Source organism: Oribacterium sp. P6A1, from assembly GCF_000702885.1.
Taxonomy (GTDB): domain Bacteria; phylum Bacillota; class Clostridia; order Lachnospirales; family Lachnospiraceae; genus Oribacterium.
The window spans coordinates 1-21,792 of the sequence record NZ_JNKO01000007.1 but is presented as its reverse complement, the minus strand read 5'-3'; the positions used below and the strand labels follow the sequence as shown (position 1 = coordinate 21,792).

Annotated in this window: 21 protein-coding genes; 2 read left to right on the top strand and 19 right to left on the bottom strand. The window is 43.7% G+C overall.

Translation table 11 applies throughout. From position 1 onward, the window contains the following. Positions 1-65: 65 nt before the first annotated feature. The 19 genes from T515_RS18205 to T515_RS06490 form a co-directional block, all read right to left on the bottom strand. Positions 66-521 carry a YraN family protein gene (locus T515_RS18205; RefSeq protein ID WP_081832702.1) on the bottom strand — a complete coding sequence of 152 codons (456 nt, stop codon included), beginning with the start codon at positions 519-521 and terminating at the stop codon, positions 66-68. A 12-nt stretch (positions 522-533) separates the two neighbouring features. Next, positions 534-1,199, bottom strand: coding sequence for a ribonuclease HII (locus T515_RS06575; RefSeq protein ID WP_036609055.1), 666 nt, complete (start codon positions 1,197-1,199; stop codon positions 534-536). Positions 1,200-1,378: 179 nt separating this feature from the next. Next, a complete protein-coding gene (gene ylqF, locus T515_RS06570) occupies positions 1,379-2,272 on the bottom strand; it encodes a ribosome biogenesis GTPase YlqF (RefSeq protein WP_051671518.1) in 894 nt (297 codons plus the stop codon). Positions 2,273-2,283: 11 nt separating this feature from the next. Continuing rightward, positions 2,284-2,811: a signal peptidase I gene (gene lepB / locus T515_RS06565; protein ID WP_036609053.1), complete on the bottom strand. Its 528-nt coding sequence runs from the start codon at positions 2,809-2,811 to the stop codon at positions 2,284-2,286. 129 nt (positions 2,812-2,940) lie between these two features. Further along, entirely contained in the window at positions 2,941-3,288 is a 348-nt protein-coding gene (rplS, locus tag T515_RS06560; RefSeq protein WP_036609050.1) for a 50S ribosomal protein L19, read from the bottom strand. A gap of 225 nt (positions 3,289-3,513) precedes the next feature. After that, positions 3,514-4,326 carry a tRNA (guanosine(37)-N1)-methyltransferase TrmD gene (gene trmD / locus T515_RS06555; protein WP_051671517.1) on the bottom strand — a complete coding sequence of 271 codons (813 nt, stop codon included), beginning with the start codon at positions 4,324-4,326 and terminating at the stop codon, positions 3,514-3,516. Then, positions 4,323-4,841: a ribosome maturation factor RimM gene (gene rimM / locus T515_RS06550; RefSeq protein WP_036609048.1), complete on the bottom strand. Its 519-nt coding sequence runs from the start codon at positions 4,839-4,841 to the stop codon at positions 4,323-4,325. Before rimM ends, trmD begins: the two co-directional genes overlap by 4 nt. A gap of 61 nt (positions 4,842-4,902) precedes the next feature. After that, positions 4,903-5,130, bottom strand: a complete 228-nt coding sequence (locus tag T515_RS06545; protein ID WP_036609046.1) for a KH domain-containing protein — start codon at positions 5,128-5,130, stop codon at positions 4,903-4,905. Positions 5,131-5,149: 19 nt separating this feature from the next. Then, complete coding sequence (gene rpsP / locus T515_RS06540; RefSeq protein ID WP_036609044.1) at positions 5,150-5,389, bottom strand: 30S ribosomal protein S16; 240 nt, start codon at positions 5,387-5,389, stop codon at positions 5,150-5,152. Positions 5,390-5,523: 134 nt separating this feature from the next. Then, positions 5,524-6,921 carry a signal recognition particle protein gene (gene ffh, locus T515_RS06535; protein WP_036609042.1) on the bottom strand — a complete coding sequence of 466 codons (1,398 nt, stop codon included), beginning with the start codon at positions 6,919-6,921 and terminating at the stop codon, positions 5,524-5,526. After that, entirely contained in the window at positions 6,911-7,225 is a 315-nt protein-coding gene (locus T515_RS06530) for a sigma factor-like helix-turn-helix DNA-binding protein (RefSeq protein ID WP_036609040.1), read from the bottom strand. The genes ffh and T515_RS06530 overlap by 11 nt, the downstream gene beginning before the upstream one ends. 118 nt (positions 7,226-7,343) lie before the next feature. Next, positions 7,344-8,216: a signal recognition particle-docking protein FtsY gene (ftsY, locus tag T515_RS06525; protein WP_036609038.1), complete on the bottom strand. Its 873-nt coding sequence runs from the start codon at positions 8,214-8,216 to the stop codon at positions 7,344-7,346. Positions 8,217-8,268: 52 nt separating this feature from the next. Next, positions 8,269-11,553, bottom strand: a complete 3,285-nt coding sequence (gene smc / locus T515_RS06520; RefSeq protein WP_036609036.1) for a chromosome segregation protein SMC — start codon at positions 11,551-11,553, stop codon at positions 8,269-8,271. Continuing rightward, complete coding sequence (rnc, locus tag T515_RS06515; RefSeq protein WP_036609034.1) at positions 11,534-12,241, bottom strand: ribonuclease III; 708 nt, start codon at positions 12,239-12,241, stop codon at positions 11,534-11,536. The genes smc and rnc overlap by 20 nt, the downstream gene beginning before the upstream one ends. Positions 12,242-12,529: 288 nt before the next feature. Next, a complete protein-coding gene (gene acpP / locus T515_RS06510; RefSeq protein ID WP_036609032.1) occupies positions 12,530-12,769 on the bottom strand; it encodes an acyl carrier protein in 240 nt (79 codons plus the stop codon). A gap of 61 nt (positions 12,770-12,830) precedes the next feature. Further along, positions 12,831-13,871, bottom strand: a complete 1,041-nt coding sequence (plsX, locus tag T515_RS06505; RefSeq protein ID WP_036609030.1) for a phosphate acyltransferase PlsX — start codon at positions 13,869-13,871, stop codon at positions 12,831-12,833. Between the two features lie 347 nt (positions 13,872-14,218). After that, complete coding sequence (locus T515_RS06500) at positions 14,219-16,312, bottom strand: elongation factor G (RefSeq protein ID WP_036609027.1); 2,094 nt, start codon at positions 16,310-16,312, stop codon at positions 14,219-14,221. A gap of 266 nt (positions 16,313-16,578) precedes the next feature. Next, positions 16,579-18,342: an AAA family ATPase gene (locus T515_RS06495; protein WP_036609025.1), complete on the bottom strand. Its 1,764-nt coding sequence runs from the start codon at positions 18,340-18,342 to the stop codon at positions 16,579-16,581. A gap of 296 nt (positions 18,343-18,638) precedes the next feature. Further along, positions 18,639-19,340: a hypothetical protein gene (locus T515_RS06490; RefSeq protein ID WP_036609023.1), complete on the bottom strand. Its 702-nt coding sequence runs from the start codon at positions 19,338-19,340 to the stop codon at positions 18,639-18,641. A gap of 509 nt (positions 19,341-19,849) precedes the next feature. On the opposite strand from T515_RS06490, the gene T515_RS06485 reads away from it, so the two are divergent. Both T515_RS06485 and T515_RS06480 read left to right on the top strand, forming a co-directional pair. Then, positions 19,850-21,277, top strand: a complete 1,428-nt coding sequence (locus tag T515_RS06485) for an ISL3 family transposase (RefSeq protein ID WP_036608681.1) — start codon at positions 19,850-19,852, stop codon at positions 21,275-21,277. Positions 21,278-21,301: 24 nt separating this feature from the next. Beyond that, complete coding sequence (locus T515_RS06480; protein WP_036608680.1) at positions 21,302-21,655, top strand: hypothetical protein; 354 nt, start codon at positions 21,302-21,304, stop codon at positions 21,653-21,655. Positions 21,656-21,792: the final 137 nt, after the last annotated feature.

The following is a 21,792-nucleotide window of genomic DNA, read 5'->3' as shown; positions in this document are numbered from 1 at the left end:
TAACCCGGGTTATAAATTGTTTGCGGACTGATGAACTTATGACACTGACAAAAGATTATACCATATCAAAATGCATTTTTAAACAGACATATAGAGCCTCCGTCTATGGAAATGACGTCAAAACGGCATGGTGTACCGGTTAAGCTCAGATGATTATATATGAGGTATGCTTCGGCTACTTTTTTAATGATTCCCTGTTTTTTTGAATCTACCGCTTCGCAGCCGAATCCGTGAAGAGCATTTTTTCTGGCCTTGACCTCAACAAAAACGAGATAGTCACCATCTCTTGCAATGATGTCAATCTCGTTCTTATGGAAGCGCCAGTTGCGCTCAAGTATTCTGTATCCGTTTTTTTTCAGATAGGCAGCAGCTTTGTCTTCCGAAGCCTGTCCCTTTTCATGATTCTCCTGCCTTTGCCGGCCTCGAAGTGCGGACTGCTTTTCAGAGACGGAGGATTTTACGGACCCGGTGGTAAAAACGGAAGGTATGGTCTTTGATTCTTTGGATGAAGAGTTATTCATGTTTTACCGCCGTCAAACGAACTTCTTTATAAAGGACCGTCTGTGTATCGGACAGGGGCCAAGCTCCTTTAAGGCCTGAATATGAGCGGCTGTGCCGTAGCCCTTGTGCTTTGCAAATCCGTAACCCGGGTACATCTCATCGTATTTTTCCATGAGATGATCCCTTGTCACCTTGGCAAGAACGCTGGCAGCGGCTATGGAAACCGATTTTGCATCTCCCTTTATGATAGAAATCTGAGGGATATCCACTCCGGGGATTGTAACTGCATCATTTAAGAGGAGTTCGGGAGCTTTGCCCAGCCCTTTTTCTTCCAGCATTTTTGAAGCAAGGTTTATGGCTACGCGCATGGCCTCGTAATCTGCCTGAAGAATATTTATTTCATCAATTGTTTCTTCATCTATGATTCCGACGCCGTATGCCAGTGCTTTTTCCTGTACCTCGGGAAAAAGAGCTTCACGTCTCTTCTCGCTCAGTTTCTTTGAGTCGTTTAGATAAAGGATTTCCACATCCCTGGGAAGTATGCAGCAGGCAGCAACCACAGGACCTGCAAGGGGACCTCTGCCCGCCTCGTCTATACCTGCGATGAATGCGGCTTCCGGATGGGCATTTTCGTATTCGTGCATAAGCCTGAGCCGTTCAAGTTCTTTTTCCAGTCTTTCGCCTTTTAATTCACGCATATATCATTCCGGATAAGCCGGATGTCCTTTCTGAAAGATAATGATTTTTCTGATAAAACTGCCTTTGATTCAGGAGCGAAGGAGTCTCGCGGATTTTCCTTTTTGCTGCAAAACGGGAGGCAGACTTCATGCCGGAGAAATAATTGAAACATTCCGGCAATATTTAAATACTGCCTATATCATTTGAGAGCATCAGCCACAGAGGCAACCACATCGTCTGTAGAACCCGGTGTGTGTTCCAGTGTGATCTTTCCGAGTCGGCCGTTTCTGAAATCATCGAGAATGATCTTTGCGGTCTTTGAGTAGTCTATATCTCCGCCCTTCTTGATGCAGCCACGCTTCTTTCCGATTTCATCAAATACCCTTATTGCTTCATCTATACCTGAAAGAGTGTCTCCGTATCTTTCTATAAGTGCGGAAGGATAGTATCTTACCAGATACTTAAGAAGATAAAATACCAGCTCGTCAATGTTTATGATCTGGTCGTTGATGGATCCGATGAGAGCCAGGTTAAGCCCAACGATCTCTCGCTCAAACTTTGGCCAGGTGATACCCGGGGTATCAAGAAGCTGCAGTCTCTTTCCTACATTGATCCACTGGTTGCCTCTGGTGACACCGGGCTTGTTTCCGGTTTTAGCCATGGATCTTCCTACATAGGAATTGATAAATGTTGATTTTCCTACATTGGGAATTCCCAGTACCATGGCTCTGATGCTGGGGGTTTTGATGCCCTTCTTGAGATTCTTTTCTATCACAGGCTGACAGGCCTCTTCGATAAGATTCGGAAGTTTCTTTAAGGAACCCTTGTTTCTTGCGTCGATTTCCATGGTATAGAAACCTTTTTTTGCGTAGTAATCAGCGAATTTCTGAGTGATTCGTTTATCTGCAAGATCTGCCTTGTTCAGAAGCAGTATGCGTGATTTATCCTTTGCAAAACTGTCAACATCCGGATTTCTGGAGGATTCCGGACAGCGGGCATCAACTACTTCGATAACGAGGTCTACAAGTTTAAGATCCTCGCGGATGTTTCTTTTGGCCTTCGCCATATGGCCGGGATACCATTGTATATTCATAGGATTCTCCTTTAATTAACTAAACTCACTTTATTGATCGGCAGCAGTTTGAACCATACCTTGCCGATTATCTGTGACTTATGAACATTTCCAACGTTGATGAAACGGCTGTCCTCTGAGGAGTCGGCATTATCACCTATAAGAAAGTATTCGTCATCCATGAGCTGGACTGGTTTTTCTGCAATGCCTGCGAGGGAAATATTGGAAATAGAGTCGCTTTCAAGAAGCGTACCGTTTATATATATACGTCCGTTCTGGATGACAACTGTTTCGCCGGGAAGTCCCACAACTCTTTTGATGTTTTCCGTGGAGTCGTTTTTCTGGAATATCACCACATCCAAACGGTCGGGAGTGAAAAATTTGTATTTCAGGGTGTCCACCATAACCAGCTCCCCCGAAGATAAACCGGGCTCCATGCTGTGACCGGAAATCTCTACTGTGGTGAGAAAACTGTGGACTATGAACCATGCCAATGCTATCAGAACAAAGATGTTGGTGAGTGTATGTACGGCAATCTGTATAAAGCTCTTTTCACGCATAATGGTTCTCCTGTCGGGTTAATCGGAAATTTAATGTCGGTTTATAATGTAATATTTATAGGACTCAGGATAATAAGAAAGGGGCATCCCGTAAACGGAACACCCCCAAAGATCTTAATCAACAACAGATTAAAGTGCCTTAACCTTGGCAGCCTTACCTGTACGCTGTCTGAGATATGTAAGCTTAGCTCTTCTAACCTTACCAGCTCTAACAACTTCTACCTTCTCAACCATTGGGCTGTGAAGTGGCCATGTCTTCTCAACACCTACACCGTTAGAAGTCTTTCTAACTGTGAATGTGATTCTGTTTGAACCACCCTGGATCTTAAGAACTGTACCCTCGAAGATCTGTAATCTCTCACGGTTACCCTCTTTGATCTTGTTGTAAACCTTAACTGTGTCACCAGTGTTGAACTGAGGAACCTCAGCCTTAAGCTGGCCCTGCTCAATGCTCTTAATGATATCGCTGTTTGCCATTGTGCTACCTCCTAATACTATTTGACATTCATTCACGGATTTATCGTCCGGCCTTATCTATCCGGAATCCTCTATTCCAAGCAGATGGAACCGTCAGAGGAATATCTCTTTTAGTCACAACTCATGTAATTTAACATATATCTATATATATTGCAAGCGGATTTAGGGCTTGAAATATAAACATACTATAAAAGTGTGAAGCGTTTCCTTGTTGTCAGCTGACGCTTACATAGGCTCTGTACAGTCTTGTTCGGAAGCCGTTTCTGAAATCTCAGTGATGACTTCGGATGAAGGCTTCTTTCTGCGCCTCTTTGGCTTTTTGGGCATGAATTCCTCCGGGTGCTCAGCCACATACTTTTCGTAGAGATCCGGACGGCGTTCTTTTGTACGCTCTAAACTCATCTGATGGCGCCATTCATCCACTTTTTTGTGGTCTCCTGACAAAAGGATCTTCGGAACTGTGCGGTCTTCGTAGTTCTCGGGACGGGTATACTGAGGATACTCCAATAGTCCGTCTGAAAAACTCTCTATCTCATGGGATTCATCTTTATTGAGGACACCATGTACAAGTCTTGAAATTGAATCTATCATGCTGAGAGCAGGAAGCTCGCCACCTGTGAGAACATAATCTCCGATGGAGACATTTTCAACCTGAAGGATTTCCAGAGCACGCTCATCGACACCCTCATAGTGACCGCAGAGGAAAAGGATATCTTCCTCCTCCGCAAGTTCTTCAGCCATCTTCTGGTCGAATCTCCGGCCCTGGGGTGACATAAAGAGGACCCTGGCGGGTCTGTGTCCGATTTTATCAACTATGTGTCTGTAGCAGTCTACTATAGGCTGTACCTGCATGAGCATACCTGCACCGCCACCGTATGGATAATCGTCCACGTGGTTGTGCGCATCCTTTGTGTAATCACGGATGTTGAAGGCTTCAACATTCATGAGACCTGATTTTATGGCCCTTCCGGAAATGCTTTCTTTTGTTACATTTTCGATAAGCTCCGGGAAAAGCGTCATTACGTAATAGTTTTTCATAAATCTAAAAGACCCGGGATGAGGTGAACCCTGATATAACCCTCTTCCGGTGCTTTCTCAAGAATAAAAGGATCACAGTAAGGAATCATAAGATCCTTACCCGAAGTCTTAACGAGCATGACATCGTTGGCGCCGGTCTCAAGGAACTCTTTTACGGTTCCGAGTTCTTTGTCTTCTTCATCGAGGACTCTGCAGCCGATGATATCACCGACGAAATACTCGCCCTCAGCGAGAGGAATGGCGTCTTTTCTGTCAACATACAGCTCGCCCTTGCGGAATGGGATCACATCGTCGATGTTGTCATAATCCTTGAATTTTACTATGGCAAGATTCTTGAAAAATCTTACATTCTGAACCTCAAGCTGAAGCATGTTTTCCATGGAACCGGAACGATCCAAAAAGACTGTCTTCAAATCGTAAAATCTGTCCGGATCATCAGTTGTAGGATAAACCTTTACTTCGCCTTTAAGACCATGGGTGGTAACTACTGTACCGACTCTAAGTTTTTCCTGCATATTTTTCCTTTAATTATAAATAAATACTCAGCATAGCAAAAACTATACTGAGTAATTACTCTTACTTAATATCTACGGATACCTTAACCGACGCCTTACTTGCGGCAGCAGACATAACAGAACGGATTGCCTTTGCGATACGACCTGAACGTCCGATGACCTTACCCATATCCTGCTCATTCACAGAAAGGGTCAGGACGATCTCGCCATCCCTGTTCTCCTCGGTGACAGTTACGTCATCGGGATTCTGAACAAGGGCCCTGGCAATAGTTTCGAGTAATTCCTTCATGAGGTCTCCTCTCGGCGGATTAGTTGATTCCGGCTCTCTTAAGAAGCTTTGCTACAGACTCAGTTGGCTGTGCACCGTTTGAAATCCACTGCTTTGCCTTCTCAGCATCGATCTTGATCTCTGATGGCTCAACACATGGGTTGTATGTACCGATCTCCTCGATGAACTTTCCGTTTCTTGGTGCTCTTGAATCAGCTACGATTACTCTGTAGTATGGTGCGTGAATCTGACCCATTCTTCTTAATCTGATCTTTAACATGGTGTTTTCTCCTATTTTCTAAAATTAATAATTATATATGATTAACAGCTTGATTACTGATTAATCCGGTTTCTTTTTTAGTACTGAAAAAGTACTTGTATCTGTCGGATAATGTCTGTGCCGACACAACTGCATCAAAACGGGAATTTTCCGCCGCGGCCCAAGCCGCCGAGGTTTCCCAGTCCTCCGAAGCCGCCTAAGCCTCCGAAAGCACCGCGGCCATGCTTGCTTCGCATAGCACCGCCGAACTGCTTCATCATCTTGCGCATCTGTTCGAACTGCTTGACAAGACGATTTACCTCGGCTATATCCACTCCGGCACCGTTGGCTATACGGCGCTTTCTGGATGGATTGATAAGATCCGGGTTGGCGCGCTCCTTTGCGGTCATGGACTGTATTATGGAGCGAACCTTTTTGAGCTGCTTCTCAGTATCATCCATGTCGATGTCACCGAGCCCCGAAAGACCCGGGAGCATCTTGAGGATTCCGCCTAAGCCGCCAAGCTTTGACATCTGATCCATCTGATCCATGAAGTCATTGTAATCGAACTTTCCTCTTGTGAGCTTGCCCATGGACTCGCGGCTCTTTTCCTGGTCCATGTTCTTTTCCACCTTCTCAATAAGTGAAAGGACATCACCCATTCCGAGGATACGACCTGCCATACGGTCCGGATAGAACTGCTCAAGATCATCCAGCTTTTCGCCCATACCTAAGTAAAGGATAGGCTTTCCTGTCATGGCTTTTATGGAAAGTGCGGCACCGCCTCTGGTATCACCGTCACACTTGGTGAGGATAACTCCGTCGATACCGACCTTGTCTGCAAATGTTTCTGCAACGTTGACAGCTTCCTGACCTGTCATGGCGTCTACAGTAAGAACTGTCCACTGAACATCCACTGCTTTCTTGATGTTCTCGAGCTCATCCATGAGCTTTTCATCTATCTGCAAACGTCCTGCGGTATCCAGAATCACAACATTGTAATGTTTCTCTTTTGCCTCTGCAATAGCTTTTCGTGCTATCTCCACAGGATTTATCCTGTCTCCCAGTGAGAAGAAAGGAACTCCGACTTTCTCAGCATTGACTCTTAACTGGTCGATGGCTGCGGGTCTGTAAATGTCACAGGCAACAAGCACCGGAGTACGTCCCTTTGATTTGAACTTGCCTGCAAGTTTTGCTGCGGTGGTTGTTTTACCGGCACCCTGAAGACCAACCATCATGATGACACTTATTTCGCCTGCCGGCTTAAGTACGATCTCGGTAGTCTCCGAACCCATCATAGAGGTGAGCTCTTCATTTACTATCTTTACAACGGTCTGAGCCGGAGTAAGACTTGAGAGAATCTCTTCTCCGATTGCCTTTTCCTTGACTCTGGCAATGAAGTCTTTAACAAGCTTGAAGTTTACGTCGGCTTCAAGAAGTGCCATACGTACTTCACGGAGGGCCTGAGTTACATCATCCTCTGTAAGCTTTCCTTTGTGTCCGAGATTGGAAAATATATTGGTTAATCTGTCTGTCAGATTTTCAAACGCCATCTATGATTTCTCCTGCCAGTTTCTGGATTACATTGTCTTTTGTGTGCTCGAGAATCTTTACAGCTCTCTCGCGTATATTGATAAGCTTCGATTGAAGTCCAAGAGTGTCTTCAGTATCCTTGAGCTTTTTATCAGCTCTGCGGAAAAGCTCCTGAGCAGCCTGTCTGGAGGTGCCCATTTCTTCACCGATTTCAGTGAAACTCATGTCGTCTACTACGTGGTACTCATAAACTTTTCTTTGGTTTTCATTCAGCAATCCGCCGTAAAGCTCATAAAGATTGCCCCGTACTACAAAATCATCCATAGAGTTCTCCCTTAAACCTTTGCTAGTATATCATAAAAAAAGAGCCTGTCAACAATTTTTGTTGACAGGTCGTGTTGCTATTTTACAGTAATAATGATGCAGCATTGTGATAGTACGATCAATCAGCAAATATGGAATCAACGTATTCCTTAGCATCAAAGCGTCTTAAATCAGAAGCTTTCTCTCCCACACCGATGTACTTAACGGGGAGACCAAGCTCTGACTGCACGGCAAGGGCTATACCTCCCTTTGCAGTACCGTCCATCTTGGTAAGGATGATTCCGGTGACCTCGCAGGCCTCCTTAAAAATCTGTGCCTGAGACATGGCATTCTGACCTGTGGTTGCATCAAGGACAACCAGAGTCTCTCTGTATCCTTCGGCAAATTCCTTGTCGATTATACGGTTTATTTTACCGAGCTCGTTCATGAGATTCTTCTTATTATGAAGTCTTCCTGCAGTATCAATTATGAGAAGATCGGCGTTCTTTGACTTAAAAGACTGAAGAGCATCAAATACAACAGCTGCAGGGTCGGACCCCTCCTTCTGTGCGATGACATCCACGTCTATGCGCTTTCCCCATTCTTTAAGCTGCTCGATGGCTCCGGCTCTGAAGGTGTCAGCAGCGGCAAGTATAACCCGCTTACCCTTATCTTCGAAGTTCTTTGCCATCTTTCCGATGGAAGTGGTCTTTCCAACACCGTTTACACCGATGACGGAAATGATGCTTTTCTGCTTTTCAAAATCATAGTAGGAATCGTCAACCCTCATAAGCTCGTAAAGGTAATCCTTCATGATTTTCTTGATTTCCCGTGTAGTGTTGACGCCCTGACGGTCAGCCTCTGTTTTTACTGCATCGATGACTTTAAGTGTGGTGGTGACACCTACATCTGACATGATCATGGCATCTTCCAGATCCTCATAAAAGGCATCATCTGCCACTTCGTTAGACTGGAAAATGTTATTTATAAGTTTCGAAAAGAAATTAGCCATGAACTTATATCTCCTTATATTGTGATATGAATTTCAAAAGGGGCCTGCCATATCAGGCATCCAGCTGATCCTGTACGAGATCTACAGAAACGAGAGTTGATACACCCTTCTCCTGCATGGTGATACCGAACAGTCTGTCTGCATTCTCCATGGTACCTCTACGGTGAGTGATGACTATGAACTGGGTCTGGGTGAGCGTGTGAAGATACTCTGCAAAACGGGTAACGTTCGAGTCATCAAGGGCCGCCTCGATCTCATCCAGAAGACAGAATGGTGAAGGCTTCAGATTCTGGATGGCAAAAAGCAGGGCTATGGCTGTAAGAGCCTTTTCGCCACCGGAAAGCTGCATCATGTTCTGGAGCTTCTTTCCGGGCGGTTCTGCGATAATGGAAATGGATGTTGTAAGTACATCCGGGTCTTCTGTATCCAGCTCGAGTCTACCCTGACCACCTCCGAAAAGGATCTTGAAGGTCTTGTTGAACTGTTCCTGTATAAGCTTGAAGTTCTCGTTGAACTGCTTGCGCATTCCCTGATCCAGCTCTTCAATGATCTCATTAAGAGATTTCTCTGATTCGGTGAGGTCCAGATACTGGTTGTTGAGGAACTCGTATCGTTCCGATACTTCCTTGTACTGCTCGATAGCATCCAGATTGACAGGACCCAGAGCTTTCAACTGACCCTTCAGCTGATTTACAAGGGTACGTACTTCATTTGTATTCTTATATTCATCAGAATAACGTTTTTTTGCCTCATCATAGGTGAGACCGTACTCGTCGTACATATAGGTAGTGAGCTTGTCGATCTTCTCATCCAGCTTTTCTCTCTTGTTCTGTACACGCATGGACTCCTTTTCCATATCAAGAAGTCGTACTGATATTTCATCCTTTTTCTGGAAGAAAGACTTGCGTTCCTCAAGAAGTTTTGTCTTGCTCTCCTCGTCTCTTGCCATCTTCTCGTTAAGCTTTTGAGAAGCTTCCTCAGCATTCTGAATGAGAGCTTCCAATTCTCTGATTTTGTCGGCTTTACCCTGAAGAACGCTGTCGGAATTCTGCTGGGAATCCTCCATCTCGCCCTTTTCCGTGGTAATGGTTTCAAGTTCGGAATTCAGTCTGTGAAGGTTCTCGGTAACGAAATCCGTACGGGTCGAAAGAGATGAATACTCCACATTGATCTGTGACGCAATGGCCATAGTCTGAGTGTTCTGCTCAAGAGTCAGTTTCTCAATCTCCTGACGATGTGACTCTACGGAAGCCTTGGCGATGGCTCTTCTGCTTTCTGAATCCGAGAGCTTTTTCTTCAGCTCTTCGATGGCCTTCTGAGAAGAAAGGATATGTGCTTCGATCTCCTCCAGCTCACGCTTGCGGCCCATGAGGTTTGAATTGTTCCTGAAGGAACCGCCGGAGATGGATCCGCCCGGATTTAAAAGGTCACCCTCAAGAGTTACTATACGCAGGCTCTGACGGTATTTTCTCTGTATCTGTAAAGCGGTCTCAATGTTGTTTACCACAAGCACACGTCCGAGAAGGAACTCTGAAAGAGTCTTGTATTTCGGATCAAACTTTATGAGGTCACAGCCGAGACCGATGGCGCCCTTTTCTGAAACCGCACGTTCACAGTTTTCATCACGCTTTCCCCGAATGTTTGTTAGGGGAAGGAAGGTGGCACGGCCGTAACGATGCTGCTTTAGGTACTGGACCATGTTCTTGGCAGTATTTTCATCCTCGGTTACCACGTTCTGTATGGAACCGCCGAGTGCTGTCTCAATGGCAGTTTCATAATCCTTGGGCACTTCGATGAGGTCGGCTACGACACCAAGGATTCCATGTTCCTGATCTCGTCTGTCCATGACCATCTTTATGGCATTGCCATAGCCTTCATAACGTTCTGCAAGGTTACGCAGGGTCTCAAGACGGTTCTTCTGGTTATCGTGCTCACGGGTTTTGTGGGTGATCTGATCACGAAGCTGCTGATTAACATCGGAAAGCTTCGTTACAAGCTCTGAATCGGAAGCGATAAGCTGCTTTACTTCTTCAAGCCGGGAATTGATCCTCTCCAGTTCTTTTCTCTGTGTCTCAATGTTTCCGAGGAAATCATCACTCTTGATGTTTGAAGCCTTTTCCGATTCCTTTACCGGACGGTCTTCAAGCTGGAAATCAGGTCCCATGCAGGAAGAAACAGTAAGCTCTGTTTCATCCATGGTTGAGTTGATCATCTCAAGATCCAGCTCGATGTTCTCCATCATCTCATCAGTGCCGGCCTTGTTGTTCTTTATGAAGCTTATCTGCTCCTTGATCCACTTCAAAAGACTCAGGTTGTCCTCAATCTGTGAGATACGGTCAAACATGTCCTTCTGCAAAGCATTGATACGCTGGGTATAATGCAGAGCGTTGTTTTTCTCTGTGTTGATCTGCTCGTTTAAAACGCCGATCTGACCCTGAAGATTAGTCTTCAGAAGGTCGGATTTATTAATATCATCCTTGGATTTGTTGAGCTCGGCATCCAGCGCTCTGATCTTTTCTTCGATCTCGGTATACTTGCCGTTCAGCTCTTCCGATTCTCTTTTTACGGCATCCAGCTCGTCATTTACGGTGCTGGCGTTTTCATTGACAGAATCGAGACCCTTTAAGGTATCATCCATGTCCCGGATGAAGAGATTTGAGTCGGCATTCACAAGCTCATCACGTATGGAGAGATACTGTCTTGCCTCATCGGACTGCTTCTTGAGAGGCCCCACCTGACGCTCAAGCTCATTAAGGATATCTGTAACACGGGTAAGGTTTGCCTGCTCATCCGAAAGCTTCTTCTCCGCAAGGGCCTTGCGGCGCTTGAATTTTACGATACCAACCGCTTCGTCAAAAAGGTCACGGCGTTCCTCGGGTTTACCGGAAAGGATCTTTTCAACCTGACCCTGACCGATGATACTGTATCCGTCTTTTCCGATACCGGTATCGTAGAATAGTTCGTTAATGTCTTTGAGTCGGCATTCTGTGCCGTTCAGCATATACTCAGATTCTCCGGAACGGTACAGGCGTCTGGAAACGGTAACTATATCGTAATCGATGTTCAGGAGTCTGTCCGAGTTGTCGAGAGTTATGGCAACGAAGGCAGAACTCTGGGGACGTCTTAACTGTGTTCCCGCAAAGATAACATCCTGCATGGATGATCCACGAAGCTGCTTGACCTTCTGCTCACCGAGAACCCAGCGAACCGCATCGGAGATATTGGATTTTCCGGAGCCGTTAGGACCTACTATACCTGTGACTCCCTTACTGAAATCGAGGACAGTCTTATTGGCAAAGGACTTAAAGCCCTGAATTTCAATAGATTTTAAATACATATCCGGTTTCCGCCTTAATCTGCTTTAATGTCTGGTAAGCAGCGCCCTGCTCACTCTTTTTCTTGCTGGAGCCTTCACCGATACCATAGGCTTTGTCATTGAGTATGGCCTGCACACGGTAGAATCTGTCATGACAGGGACCGGTTTCCTCGATGACTCTGTACTCAAGCTCCATCTTATTCTGTGAAACATATTCCTGAAGAACGGTTTTTGCGTCTCTGTAAAGACCTGTGTTCTCGATATCCGATAAAACAAAGGTCTTTACGAACTTTTCTGCCGGCTCTAAGCCGCCGTCCAGATACATAGCGCCTATTACCGACTCAAATGCATCTGAAATTACAGAATCACGATTGTTTATGCCTTCTCTTGCTTCACCCTTACCTAAAATGATGTAATCACCAAGATTTACCTTGCGGGCTGCTTCTGCCAGTGTCGGCTCACATACCAGCGCGGCGCGAACCTTGGTCATGACACCCTCCTGAAGTACAGGTGTGCGATTGAAAAGGAATACGCTTGAGATGAGCTCAAGAACCGCGTCTCCCAAAAACTCCAGTCTCTGGTTAGAGGCTTCCTTTGGTTCACCGTTTTCGTTGCTGAAGGATGGATGAGTGAGGGCGTGTTTCAAAAGTCCCACATTGTTGAAGTGATATCCTAAAGCATCCTGCAGCTTGTCTAAATTTTCTTCCATTTGTCCTCCTGTAAAAGATAGTACAAGGGTCAAAAGGTCTGAATTAATGTATGCTGTGAGCTTTGATCAACGGCCATTGATTTATGATTGGATTGTATCATTGACTCACCTGACGGGTATCGTGTGCATTCGATTATTTCAGACTTCCTGACCCAACTGTTTTAAAAAATATGCATAAGTATACCTGCATTCAATTCTCCGGGACCACGAAGTTTCATAACATACAGAAATGTTTGTTGGAAGATGTGGTATTCCGCTTCGAAGCAGGAACAATCAGCTGTTTTGGATTCAATTTGCTGCAACTGCCTTCTTGATGGCGTCCACAGCATCCTGAACTGTGATGAGGTGCTCTGCGGCATCATCAGGTACTTCGATTCCGAACTCGCTCTCGATAGCCATAACTACCTGAACAACGTCAAGGGAATCCATCTCAAGATCGTCAACGAACTTTGCCTCCGGAGTGATCTTGTCTGCATCCACATGAGAAACCTCATTTGTGATAATCTGCTTTAACTTTTCAAATTCCATATTTTTTCCTCTTTTAATATTCTCTTTTTAATATTCTCTATATTTAATTTGCGACTGATGATTAATCGGCTGCGTCTTTTGCCTGATCGGCTTCGATGCTCTCTGCGATCTTGTTTACAGCATCAGCCTTTACGAAATCATAGCACTGCTGAACAGCATGCTTGATTTCACGTCCGTCTGTGTTGCCGTGAACCTTTACCACGAGACCCTTGAGACCGAGAACCGGTGCTCCGCCATACTGCTTTGCATCAAATCGCCCGAGAGTCTTTTTAAGAGCGCCCTTTAATAGAGCACCTCCGAGAAGGGCCAAAGGCCCCGACTTTATGGCAGTCTTAAGCTCGCCCATGAACATCTTGCCGACGCCTTCATACATCTTGAGTACGCAGTTTCCTACGAAGGCGTCGCAGACAGCAACATCACATCCTCCAAGAGCGATATCTCTTGCCTCACAGGAGCCCATGAAATTTATATCCTTCACGGCTTTGAGAAGAGGCATGGTCTCCTTTACAAGCTGATTGCCCTTTTCTTCCTCTGCTCCGACATTTACGAGACCGACTTTAGGATTTTTGATGCCGACAACTTCCCGCATGTAAATGGTGCCCATCTTGGCGTATTGAACCAGCCAGTCCGGCTTTGAGTCTACATTGGCACCGCTGTCAAGAAGCAGTGTGACACCTGAACGTGTTGGAACCAGAGCTCCGAAAGGAGGACGTGGAACGCCCTTGGCACGTCCGACTATGAGCTGTCCGCCTGCCAGTACTGCGCCGCTAGAGCCTGCAGAGATAAATGCGTCAGCATTGCCATCCTTGATAAAGTGGAGAGCCTTTACGATGCTGGAATCCTTCTTACGGCGGATAGCCAGAACAGGAGCCTCATGAAGTGAGATGACTTCCTGTGCGTCTACTATCTCTACACGTTCTTTGAGTTCGGAATCGGTTATTCCCAACTCTTTTATATAAGAAAGTTCAGGCTTAATCTTTTCCTCAGGACCAAATAAAAAAAGCTTTGTATCGGCTGTAGTTTTGAGTGACTCCAATGCACCCTTAACTATTGCGGATGGCGCATTGTCTCCGCCCATGCAATCTATAGCTATTCTAACCATTGTGCTCCTATCCGAGTGACATGTAAAAAACAGATCTGAATATCTGTTATATGTATGTCATCTTTAAATCAGGTTTATATGCAGTGCAGAATTATATCTCTTTTTAAAGCTGTAATTAACAGACTTTTGGCGTGAGGACATAGTCCTGCCTTATACATACTTCGATATTCTAATATGGCAAAAGTTTCGAGTCAAGTTTTTATGGGTATGACAGGAGATGTATCGGCAGCAATTAAATGCTGCCTAAAACTACGGGGCATAACATTATTTTTCAATAAAATCCCCCTGCAGTGGCGGAAGCCACCTTCAGGGGGATATGAATACTGTGTAATGTTTAAAGAGAAATCTTATTTCTCAGCTTCCTGGGCATTCTCTTCAACTATCTGCTTCTGAACATCTCCCGGAGCCTGTTCGTATCTTACGAACTCGTATTCGTAATCGCCGGCACCGCCTGTCATGGAACGAAGATCTGTTGAGTAGCCGTAGAGACTTGACATAGGAGTCTCAGCCTGGATGACCTGCTTGCCGTTTCCGATGGACTCCATACCGAGAACACGTCCGCGACGCTTTGTCATATCGCCCATTATATCACCTGTGTTTGCATCAGGAACAGTGATCTTAACTGCTGCGATAGGTTCAAGGATAACAGGCTGGCACTTCATGAAGGCATCCTTAAATGCCATGTTGGAAGCTGTCTTGAATGCCATATCGGAAGAATCTACAGGATGGTAGGATCCGTCAAGGAGTGTTGCCTTGATGCCGACTACAGGATAACCTGCAAGAGGTCCCTTCTCCGTTCCTTCCTGAACGCCCTTTTCAACAGCAGGGAAATAATTCTTAGGAACTGCACCGCCGAATACCTTTTCTTCAAAGATGTAAGGTGTATCGAGATCACCTGATGGCTCGAACTGCATGATAACGTCACCGAACTGACCGTGGCCGCCGGACTGCTTCTTATATCTGCCCTGAACCTTGGCAACCTTCTTAATGGTCTCCTTATAAGCGAATCTTGGCTTTTCAAGGATGATGTTTACATTGAAACGCTCCTTGATCATGGAAGCAACAACTTCAAGCTGCTGATCTCCGATGCCGTAAAGCAGTGACTGACGGTTTCCCGGATCTGCAACTGCCTTAAGAGTCTTATCCTCATCCATCATACGTGCAAGAGCTGTTGAAAGCTTGTCTTCATCGGCCTTGTTCTCAGCACGGTATGCCTTGTATGTGTAAGGCTTGGAAATCTGAGGACCATGGTAGATGATAGGCGCATTTCTGTCAGCCATGGTGTCACCTGTTGCTGTAACGGTGAGCTTTGCAACGGCACCGATATCTCCGGCCTTGAGCTCCGGAACCTCTATATTTTCCTTTCCGCGGAGAACATAGATCTTGCCTATCTTTTCAACTGTTTCTTTATTTACATTGTAAACCTCGGTGTTTGGCTTGAGAGTTCCTGTGCAGACCTTAAGGAGGGAATATTTGCCCATGAAAGGATCTGCTATGGTCTTCCAAACCTTTGCGGTAAGGGTGGCATCGGAATTGTACTTTGCTGTGAAACGCTCACCGTTTGATGCGTCCACACCTACTGTCTCGAATTCATTTGGTGCAGGGAAGTACTTGTCGATGACCTGAAGAAGAACATTGAAGCCCTGGATGTTTATTCCTGAACCCATAAGTACAGGAACCATGTCACAGGTTCTTACGCTCTTTCTCAAGGCTGTCTGGATTTCTTCAACAGTGAACTCTTCTCCGCCGAAATACTTTTCCATGAACTCGTCGGAAGTCTCGGCAACTGCCTCAAGAAGGGCATTTCTTGCGATATTAAGGTTCTTCTCTACATAGTCGGGAATCTCTGCAGCTTCATACTGGTTGAGATTTGTGAACTTACGTCCTTCCATCTTAACTACGTTTACGAAACCTACGAATTTTTCATTTTCACGGATTGGAATCTGGAAAGGTGCGACAGATCTGCCGAAACGCTTTTCGAGATCGAGAACCAGCTGACGGAATGATGCATGATCATCGTCCATGTTGGTTACGAAGAACATACGTGGAATATGGAACTTCTCACAGATATCCCATGCCTTAACTGTTCCCGGCTCTACGCCTGCCTTACAGTTTACAACGATGATGGCTGCGTCGGCAACTGAGATAGCCTCCTCTACTTCGCCCACGAAATCGAAGTAACCCGGAGTGTCGAGTATATTGATCTTTAAATCTCCGCTCTCACCCTTGTACTCAACCGGGATGGTTGATGTGGAGATAGAAAACTTTCTTTTGATTTCTTCTTTGTCAAAATCTGAAACTGTGTTGCCCTCAGGGATGCTGCCCATACGGCTTGTTGTGCCGGTTACGTAAGCAAGCGCCTCGGCTACAGTTGTCTTTCCTGCGCCGCCATGTCCCAAGAGAACAACATTACGTATGTTGCCGGTGTCAAATACCTTCATAAGTCTTACCTCCTGTCTTCTCAAACGCATGTCGCTTTTATATTCGCCATAGGCAAGTGATCATGCGCTGGGATCCGGATTTTCACGATAACCGGATCCGCTGTATGCATACGAAGTATGTGATATGTAAGTATTTTACTAAAAAAGAGGGATTAATACAAGAATTTAGGAAAATATGTATAAATTATATAAAAACAAAATAAAAATCCTTCGGGCGAAATGCCCGAAGGTTGATGGCGAAAATTAAAAACAGATAGGAAAATTGTTTACTGGTAGGAATCAAGTAATCCAACAATGCATCTCTTCTTGCAAAAGCAAATTCCATAGGACACGGAACCAACATACCCGTCATCTATTATTCCGTCTTCATATTTCTGCAGGACTATCTGATCAAGCGCTTCCTTTAATCCTTCTTCCATTTCTGAGAACTTTTTTCTCTGTTTAAGTTCAAAGATATAAGCCGGATCCTTTGGATTGTCAGGATAGAGTACGATATCTGTTCTTCCATTTCCTTCTTCCCGGTTAGACCTGACTGAATAATCAGGCATTCCATAGAGAAGTGATAAGAAAAAGCCATGGTAGAAGCTTTCGTCATTATCAAAATAACTGATACTTTTAGCAAGAAGACTGTTTACAAAATCCTCAATACCTTCTGGTTTTCCGGAGCTTATAGCATCATACAGCGGCGAATAGTCAAGTCCTTTTATTTTTTTATCAAACCACTGACGAAGCTGGTTTTTATAGATATAGGCAATCTCCCTGTTGGGAATTTTCATCGTAAGAAAAGTCGTTGAATCCGCAAATCTTTCAGATACCTTTTTCAGATAACCTGTGAAATACAGGAAGTTCCATAGGCTATCATCACTCTCATGAATATCACCATAAGTAATGTCTTCATGTATCTGCTTTTCTATTGCTCCCCCGGAAATAAGTGTATCAAGTTCATTCTTTACGGAATCATCCGCGCCTTCGATCATTTCCTTTATGATTGAATTGGAAGATGTATTGGACCAGTATGGTTCTGGAAAACTATTGGGATTGGCTACATGAACCTTTACATATTTGATGACACTCCAGGGATTATAAACCTCAGTCTGACCAAATAAATATCCATCATACCAGTCCTTTACTGTCTCAATATGATCCGGAAGACCATATTCTATAAGCATTTCTTCTGTCTCTTTCTGTGTGAAACCGAAATACTCTCCAAAATCTTCACCATTTATTGAATTAACCTCAAGGTTATTAAGACCGGTAAATATACTTTCCTTGCTTATCCTGAGACATCCGGTTATAACTGCCAGTTCCAGTGATGTATTGGTCTTGAGTGCAGACTCAAACAAAGATCTTATAAAACTGACCATCTCATCGTAAAAGCCAAGCTGATACGAATTTTCCAGCGGTACATCATACTCATCAATGAGAATAACGGTCTTATGTCCGTGGTATTTTGCCAGAAGTTCAGAAAGAGTTTTAAGTGCTACCGCATATTTACCCACTTCAATCTGAAATGCCCTCTTTCTGTCGGCCTCATTTTTGAATGTCTTCTCTAATATGCGCCAATCTTCCTCACCATTCAAAAGGCTTGAAAACTCATTTTTATCTCTGTCATCAAGTTTATCTGAATTAATTATGTATGAATGTCTGCTATATTCATCTATAATAGTCTTCCGCAATATCATAAAGGAATTGTAAAAGTCACTTTGTTTTCCGGATTTCAGTGACAGATTTATGACCGGGTACTGTCCCATTCTGGACTTGATATCATCGGAACCTTCCAGCATTATTTTCTTATTCTCAAAATATCTGCTGTTATCAATCCTGTTTCCCTGTCTATTCCTCTCATCTTCAAGGAAAGTCTGAAGGGTTGAAAGCGCAAGTGTTTTTCCAAATCTTCTGGGACGTGTAAAAAGGGTAACAGTTCCCCCTTTCTCATAAACATCTCTTATAAGAAGAGTCTTATCAACGTAATAACAGTTGTCATCAATCATTCTTTTGTAAAACTCATAACCTATCCCGATTTTTTTCATGGAAAACCCTCCGATAACTGTTGGTCAATTCCGATTTTATCAGAAAAATCAGTGTCAGTTAAGCTACATGGATATAAAAAAGAGATTGTTGTAATCTATAATAACAATCGAGACGGTTTTCGCTTTTTCTATTGCACGTTTTTTGCCATAGAATCACTCCAAAGGATCTCTATCATCAGCTAACATGAAGCACCATTCAGAAATAGTTTATGCGTATTCATGATTGTTTTCTAGCCATCATTATTTAAATCACAGGATCTGGTCCGACTCAAATCTACAATGAGGTCGTTATACATTTAATGGTATTCCATCTTTTTACAGCAGTCTTTACTCTCGTCCCAGTAAATTCTTTTCTTTGTTTTTGAGGTTTCTTTCCATGTCTCACACATTGCATTCATAGCATTTCTGATACGGCTACCATAATCAGTCAAAAGATAATATCTCCAAATGAATACGGCCTTACAGATAAGACCGGCTTCATACGCTCCTATACCTTCTTCAAGAACCGACATAAATGCAGTAAAATCTTCTCCAAAAGTTTCATTTCCTACATCATCATCATCACCATAAGGTGTTATCATCCCGTACCATAAAATAGAATCCTCAAGTCGGACATCTTTGCACTGAAAAAAGTTTGCTTTTTCAGATTCAGATTTTTCCATACATTCCGGATCCGGCAAACTCATTGAAAGGGCATAAATCTTCAGAAGCTGTGGAATCAGTATAAACATTTCATTTACACCCCACGGCTTATCCTTTGGAAGGTTATTCAATAGTATTCTAAAACTACGAAGTTCGTTGTAGAACTCCTTTGCTTTTTCATGAAGTTCCTGGTTTTCTTTTTTAGAGTTATCAAAAAATATCTCTGTTGCTTTTTCATCCTCAATGAAATGTCTTATAATATATTCCCGTGCCAGATTATCTGCTTCAATGCTGTACTCTCTGATAGAAGCCTCAGCGTATTTTTTCTTCCCGTCAACTGTTATACGATACACCATAGCTGGTTCCTCCTTGTTTGTGTTTGTATCGCAGTTTATCATAGGATATATGACTAATCCGTCGGCGTTGTGTCGTGTCATAAAAAGAGCATGTAAACAGAGAGATTTCTCTCAATGTTTACATGCAGCACAAGTCTTAATTCATGTATTGCGAAACATCCTTCTGTAAATACTATATAGTCTGCAAAATCACCGGAGTTTGGGATAGAATTCGGCTTAATATTAGTGCGTTGATTTCTTTAATTCAAAAAAAATAAGTGGGAAGCAGCAAATCTTGGGTCTCCAAAGTTGTTTGGGGTCTGACTTCAATGGGGGCTAACATTGGGGTCAATGTTTAGGGTCTAACTTTGGGGTCTGAGATTGGGGTCTGAAATACGTTTTTTAATTAAATTTATAAGAAGAGAAGATCTCTGTTTTTAGAGACCTCCTCTTCTTTTTGGCGTCTTGCGCCCACTACCTCCCGGATCTATCATTGGATTTGCTCAAAAATTCAATAAACAGGAGGTTACATGAACAGTATAACAGACTTACTGGATCTTGAAGATAATGATGTCACCATTACTGATATCACTGTCGAAGGAGCCACTAAATTAATCACCTTGGAAACTTCTGCAAAGCAGTCTTTCTGTCCTTTGTGCGGTTTCCGTATGCACTCGCGAGGTATCAGGACTCGTAAGGTACTTCACCCTATTCTCCAGGACGGTTATTCCCTTATCTTACTATTAAAGCAGCGCCGCTGGAGATGCATCAATAATGACTGTCGGTTTGAAACAAATGAAAATTTTAAATTTGTTGATAAAAACCGCCGTCAAAGCAACGCTACTGACATGCTCATTGTTCACGCTTTTCGTGATCTGAACGAAACATCTGCATCCATCGCAAAGCGTTTCAACACTTCAGATACTCACGTTAACGAAATATTTGATCGTTACGTAAAGCTGGATCGACTTGAATTGACTGACATCATTTCTATAGATGAAGTTCACACAGAAATAGAAAGTGATTGTAAATACGCTCTTGTAATTCAGGACTTCCATACCGGGGATCCCATAGATATCTTAAAAAGCCGCAAATCATCTATTACCGAGCCTTACTTTTCCAACATCCCTATCGAAGAACGTAAGAGAGTAAAGTACCTGATATCAGACATGTACAACCCCTACATTAGATTTGTTGATAAGTATTTTCCTAATGCTGTCTCCGTTGTGGATTCTTTTCATGTAATCCAATGGATGAACAATGGCATTGATAAATACTTTAGACAACTCCTGAAGAAGTATCGAGATCGGGATAGGGAGCGCTTCTTAAGCTCTCTTCAGTCGGATACCGTTATCCCTGACAGAATTTATCCGCCTTTATCCGATGAAGTATATCTGCTTTCCAAATACCGTTTTCTCGTTTTATCCAACCAGGCAAACATAACCTACCATTCCGATACCAGGTACGATAAGCACTTTCATCGCCTTATGAATACTTATGACTATGAAGATGCTCTTTTTAAGATCGATCCACATCTGCGATCGCTTCGTGATTTAAAAGAACTCTACATTCAGTTTAACACCCATTATGCAGGAGATGTCCTTAATGCCGGAACCGAGCTTGATAAGCTCATTAAGCTGTACGGATCCTGCGAAGAAAAGATCTTTCGGGATTTCTCTCATACTCTTAAAAACTTTCGGGATCCTATACTTAATTCCTTTGTCATGGCTCAGAAAAATGGCCCTTGCGGTCTTTATGATTCAAGATTATCCAATGGACCTATAGAATCCCTTAACAGAAAGGTAAAGGACTTAAAACGCGCGGGCAGAGGATACAAAAACTTCGAGCATTTCAGGAACAGATTTCTCTATGCAACGAGGAACCGTCCTGTACTTAATGGAACAGATTCATCCATACAGATACACAACTATGAAGATGATGATGAATACATTGATTAAAACAGCTTTGGAGGATAATCAGACATGGATAAAAATGAAAAGTATAGTGTTATCGAGCCCGATGACTACGATTGTTTCGAAAATTGTGGAACAATAAATAGCTTATGCTTACTGATTGATAAACTGGTAAAGAATCAGCAATACCTCGAACTTCAGTGCATAGGTCTTCGCTATGAGTTAAGTAAATATCTCAGTCCCGAGCATGGCGAATTTCTAAAAGAAGATATCCTTTCCGCTCTGGGGGATCGTTATGACGGAGAATCGGCTTATGAGCTGTATAAAAATCTACTTTACAGAGGTCATGATCCTATGGCTTCAAGGAAATGGATACGTGAGGTTGAAAAAGCAAGCCGAGGTGATGGAGAGACTTGGTTCTGATCAATAGCAGCCCCCAATCTCAGACCCCACAGTCAGACCCCAAAGTTAAACCCCAATAAAAAGGCATGATAAAAGGGTCAGACCCCACTGTCTGACCCTAAATAACTTTGGGAAACCCCACTAAACTTTGGAGATCC

Excerpts from the sequence above, each read along its gene's own strand:
- T515_RS18205 (WP_081832702.1), bottom strand. The coding sequence starts at position 521 with ATGAATAACTCTTCATCCAAAGAATCAAAGACCATACCTTCCGTTTTT.
- T515_RS06575 (WP_036609055.1), bottom strand. The coding sequence starts at position 1,199 with ATGCGTGAATTAAAAGGCGAAAGACTGGAAAAAGAACTTGAACGGCTC.
- ylqF (WP_051671518.1), bottom strand. The coding sequence starts at position 2,272 with ATGAATATACAATGGTATCCCGGCCATATGGCGAAGGCCAAAAGAAAC.
- lepB (WP_036609053.1), bottom strand. The coding sequence starts at position 2,811 with ATGCGTGAAAAGAGCTTTATACAGATTGCCGTACATACACTCACCAAC.
- rplS (WP_036609050.1), bottom strand. The coding sequence starts at position 3,288 with ATGGCAAACAGCGATATCATTAAGAGCATTGAGCAGGGCCAGCTTAAG.
- trmD (WP_051671517.1), bottom strand. The coding sequence starts at position 4,326 with ATGAAAAACTATTACGTAATGACGCTTTTCCCGGAGCTTATCGAAAAT.
- rimM (WP_036609048.1), bottom strand. The coding sequence starts at position 4,841 with ATGCAGGAAAAACTTAGAGTCGGTACAGTAGTTACCACCCATGGTCTT.
- T515_RS06545 (WP_036609046.1), bottom strand. The coding sequence starts at position 5,130 with ATGAAGGAATTACTCGAAACTATTGCCAGGGCCCTTGTTCAGAATCCC.
- rpsP (WP_036609044.1), bottom strand. The coding sequence starts at position 5,389 with ATGTTAAAGATCAGATTAAGAAGAATGGGTCAGATTCACGCACCATAC.
- ffh (WP_036609042.1), bottom strand. The coding sequence starts at position 6,921 with ATGGCGTTTGAAAATCTGACAGACAGATTAACCAATATATTTTCCAAT.
- T515_RS06530 (WP_036609040.1), bottom strand. The coding sequence starts at position 7,225 with ATGGATGATTTTGTAGTACGGGGCAATCTTTATGAGCTTTACGGCGGA.
- ftsY (WP_036609038.1), bottom strand. The coding sequence starts at position 8,216 with ATGGCTAATTTCTTTTCGAAACTTATAAATAACATTTTCCAGTCTAAC.
- smc (WP_036609036.1), bottom strand. The coding sequence starts at position 11,553 with ATGTATTTAAAATCTATTGAAATTCAGGGCTTTAAGTCCTTTGCCAAT.
- rnc (WP_036609034.1), bottom strand. The coding sequence starts at position 12,241 with ATGGAAGAAAATTTAGACAAGCTGCAGGATGCTTTAGGATATCACTTC.
- acpP (WP_036609032.1), bottom strand. The coding sequence starts at position 12,769 with ATGGAATTTGAAAAGTTAAAGCAGATTATCACAAATGAGGTTTCTCAT.
- plsX (WP_036609030.1), bottom strand. The coding sequence starts at position 13,871 with ATGGTTAGAATAGCTATAGATTGCATGGGCGGAGACAATGCGCCATCC.
- T515_RS06500 (WP_036609027.1), bottom strand. The coding sequence starts at position 16,312 with ATGAAGGTATTTGACACCGGCAACATACGTAATGTTGTTCTCTTGGGA.
- T515_RS06495 (WP_036609025.1), bottom strand. The coding sequence starts at position 18,342 with ATGAAAAAAATCGGGATAGGTTATGAGTTTTACAAAAGAATGATTGAT.
- T515_RS06490 (WP_036609023.1), bottom strand. The coding sequence starts at position 19,340 with ATGGTGTATCGTATAACAGTTGACGGGAAGAAAAAATACGCTGAGGCT.
- T515_RS06485 (WP_036608681.1), top strand. The coding sequence starts at position 19,850 with ATGAACAGTATAACAGACTTACTGGATCTTGAAGATAATGATGTCACC.
- T515_RS06480 (WP_036608680.1), top strand. The coding sequence starts at position 21,302 with ATGGATAAAAATGAAAAGTATAGTGTTATCGAGCCCGATGACTACGAT.